2 protein-coding genes are annotated in these 2,750 nt (G+C 75.1%); both read right to left on the bottom strand.

All coding sequences use genetic code 11. The features are described from left to right. Positions 1-69: 69 nt before the first annotated feature. Complete coding sequence (gene pknB / locus H9657_RS02280; protein WP_191779866.1) at positions 70-2,061, bottom strand: Stk1 family PASTA domain-containing Ser/Thr kinase; 1,992 nt, start codon at positions 2,059-2,061, stop codon at positions 70-72. Positions 2,062-2,108: 47 nt separating this feature from the next. Further along, on the bottom strand, positions 2,109-2,750 hold a 642-nt coding region (locus H9657_RS18850; protein ID WP_225214360.1), incomplete at its 5' end, for a lytic transglycosylase domain-containing protein.

Here is a 2,750-nt window from a genome sequence, read left to right as displayed (position 1 = left end):
GGGGGGGGGGGGGGGGGGCGCCCCCCCACGTCGGTCCACGCCGCGGGGCGGACCCCGGCGGCCGGACCGTCAGACGACCTGCAGCACGACCTCCGTGCCCTTGCGCACGGACTCGCCCGCCGGCACGCTCTGCGTCCGCACGGTACCGAAGAGGCCCCCCAGGACGTTCTCGCGCTTGGCCGTCAGCCCGAGGCTCTCGAGCTCGGCCTTGGCCTTGTCGAACTGCTTGCCCGTCAGGTTCGGCATCGCGACCGTCTCCGGGCCCTTCGACACGGTGACGGTGACGACGTCACCGCGGTGCGCGTCGGCGCCGGCCACGGGCGACTGGTCGATGATGCGACCGGCGGGCACGGTGTCGTGGAAGGCCTCGGTGGCCTCGACGGTGAGCGCGTCGCCTGCGAGCTGGTCCTGCGCGTCCTCGACCGTGATGCCCACCACGGACGTCACGGTCACGGGTGCCGGCCCGCGTGACAGGACAAGCGTCACGGTGCTGCCCCGCTTGACCTGCGCACCGGCGTCGGCAGCGGCGCCGTCCGGGAGCGCTGCGGTGAGCACCTGCCCGGCGGGCGCCTCGTCGTGGTACTCCTCGTCGCCGTACGCGACGACGAGCTCGGCACCCTCGAGCACCCTCTCGGCGTCGGCCTGCATCGCGCCGACGATCCCGTCGGGCACCGCGACCACGTCGGGGCCCTTCGAGACCGTGTACGTCACCGTCCCGTCCTTGCGGACCGCGGCTCCGGGGCCGGGGTCGGTCGACACGACGGAGCCGGCCGCAACCGTGTCGTCGAACGCCTCGGCGCGCGCGTACCGCAGCCCGGCGTCCTCGAGCGCGGCCACGGCGTCGTCCTCGGGGACCTCCAGCACGGCCGGCACGCTCGTGTAGGCGCCGGGACCGGCCTCCAGGTACCACCACGTGCCGAGGCCGAGCAGGGCGAGGAGGGCCACGAGAGCGGCGATCACCGTCCTGCGGCGCCGGCTCCTGGCAGGTGCGGGCTCCGCGGCGGGCTCGACGCCGAGCCCGATCGGCAGCGCGACGGTGCCGCCGCGGGCGTGGTCGCCGACCGGGACGCGCGCCGTGAGCGCGGGGTCGTCCCCGAGGTCGTCCTCCGCGTCGCCCGCGAAGGGCAGCTCGGTCTCGTCCGGGTCCGTCGCGGCGGGCAGCACGACCGTCGGCGCCACCTCGGCCCGTCGGTCGAGCGTGACGCCGTCGAGCGCGAGGCGCGTACGGCGGACGAGCAGGAGCGCGGCTCCCGCGTCGAGCGGCCGGTCGTCCGGGCTGTGCGCGGCGAGCGCACCGACGAGCTCGTCGATCTCGGACGGCAGCCAGTCGACCAGCGTCGACGGGGCCGGGATCTCGGAGCTCACGTGCTGGAACGCCACCTGGATCGCGGTCTCGCCCGTGAAGGGCTGCCGGCCGGTGAGCATCTCGAAGAGCATGACGCCCGTCGCGTAGACGTCGGTGCGGGCGTCGCTGGCCCCCCGCTGCACGAGCTCGGGCGCGAGGTACGCGACCGTGCCGAGCACCGTGCCGGTGGTCGTCGACGTGACCTCGGTCACCGCGCGGGCAAGCCCGAAGTCCGCGACGCGCACACGGTCGTCCGACGCGATGAGGACGTTCTCGGGCTTGACGTCCCGGTGCACGAGGCCCGTGCGGTGGGCGGCGGCCAGCGCGTCGAGCACGCTCTCGGTCACCCGCAGCGCCTCGCCGACGCGCAGCGCGCCCTGCTCCGCGATCTGGCGCCGCAGGTTCGACCCGTCGACGTACTCCATCGTCAGGTAGCTGGTCTCGCCGTCGACGCCCTGGTCGAACACCCCGACGAGCCCGGGGTGCGTCAGCCGCGCCGCGCTGCGTGCCTCCCGGCGGAACCGCGCGACGAAGGCACCCCCGGACGCGCCCTCGGCGAGGTGCGGGTGCATGACCTTGAGCGCGACCTCGCGGTCGAGCCGGCGGTCGATGGCCAGGTACACCGTCGCCATGCCGCCGCGCGCGATGCGCGAGACGACCTCGTACCGGCCGTCGACCAGACGGCCCACGAGCGGATCGGTGACGGTGGTTCCCACGCGCGGAAGTCTACGGTCGGCGGGGACGAGATCCGGGGAGCCGCGCGTCAGCGGAAGCGCGTCATGAGCGTCTGGACGTTGGCGACGTAGCGCCGCGTGTCCGCGTACATGCCGTTGCGCTGCACCGAGCCCGCGCCCTGGTAGTACGACGCGATCGCCGTCGGGAGGTCCGGGGAGGTGCGCACGAGCGACCGCAGGATCGCGACGCCCGCGACGACGTTGTCGTCGGGACCGAGCAGGTCGAGCTGGCGGCCCACCAGTTGCGAGGCCCACTCGCCCGACGAGGGGATCACCTGCATCGTGCCGATGGCATTGGCGGGGGAGACGGCCGTGTGGTCGAAGCCGGACTCCTGGTGGGCCACGGCCTGCGCCAGGGCGGGGTCGACGCCCATCGCCCGTGCGGTCGCCGCCACCTTCGCCTGCATGTCGGCGCGCGAGGGGACGCCCGCCGCCAGCAGCGTCGCCTTGTTGCGGTTCGCCGCGTCGACGACCTGCGGCGCGTACGTGCGGCCCGCGAACGTGTCGCCGACGAGCTGTGCCGTCGCCGCGGGGGAGGCGCCGCCGGGAAGCGCGAGTTCCTGCCCGGCGCGGATGGTCGCGCGGGCGTCGAGACCGTTGGCGGCCACGACGGCGGCGACGGTGGTGCCGTGCCGGGCGGCGATGGCCGAGACGGTGTCGCCGCTGCGCAC

Origin of the sequence: Cellulomonas avistercoris (assembly GCF_014836445.1) — a bacterium.
Taxonomy (GTDB): Bacteria; Actinomycetota; Actinomycetes; order Actinomycetales; family Cellulomonadaceae; genus Cellulomonas; species Cellulomonas avistercoris.
Note: the sequence above shows the minus strand (reverse complement) of the source record. Positions and strands in the feature narration are given on the sequence as shown.